Source organism: Tannerella forsythia (assembly GCF_003860135.1).
In the GTDB taxonomy this organism is placed as follows: Bacteria; Bacteroidota; Bacteroidia; order Bacteroidales; family Tannerellaceae; genus Tannerella; species Tannerella forsythia_A.
This window is the reverse complement of the sequence record NZ_RQYN01000193.1, coordinates 1-280: the sequence shown is the minus strand read 5'-3', so window position 1 is coordinate 280 and position 280 is coordinate 1. Positions and strand designations below refer to the sequence as shown.

The 280-nt window shown below is 46.1% G+C and carries 1 protein-coding gene; it reads left to right on the top strand.

The genetic code is table 11. The annotated features are described in order from the left end of the window. Positions 1-75: 75 nt before the first annotated feature. Positions 76-280, top strand: a 205-nt coding sequence (locus EII41_RS13910; RefSeq protein ID WP_221620749.1) for a hypothetical protein, incomplete at its 3' end; no start/stop codon positions are given.

The following is a 280-nucleotide window of genomic DNA, read 5'->3' as shown; positions in this document are numbered from 1 at the left end:
CGTTGTCGTTCCGGAATTTTAACAATGCTCGCAGTCACGGAAACAAAAGTTTCCGTGGCGGAAACAAAAGTTTCCATGGCAGAAACTGAGGTTTCCGTGGCGGAAACAAAAGTTTCCGTGGCAGAAACAAAAGTTTCCGTGGCAGAAACAAAAGTTTCCGTGGCGGAAACTGAGGTTTCCATGGCAGAAACAAAAGTTTCCATGGCAGAAACAAAAGTTTCCGTGGCAGAAACAAAAGTTTCCGTGGCGGAAACTGAGGTTTCCATGGCAGAAACTGAGG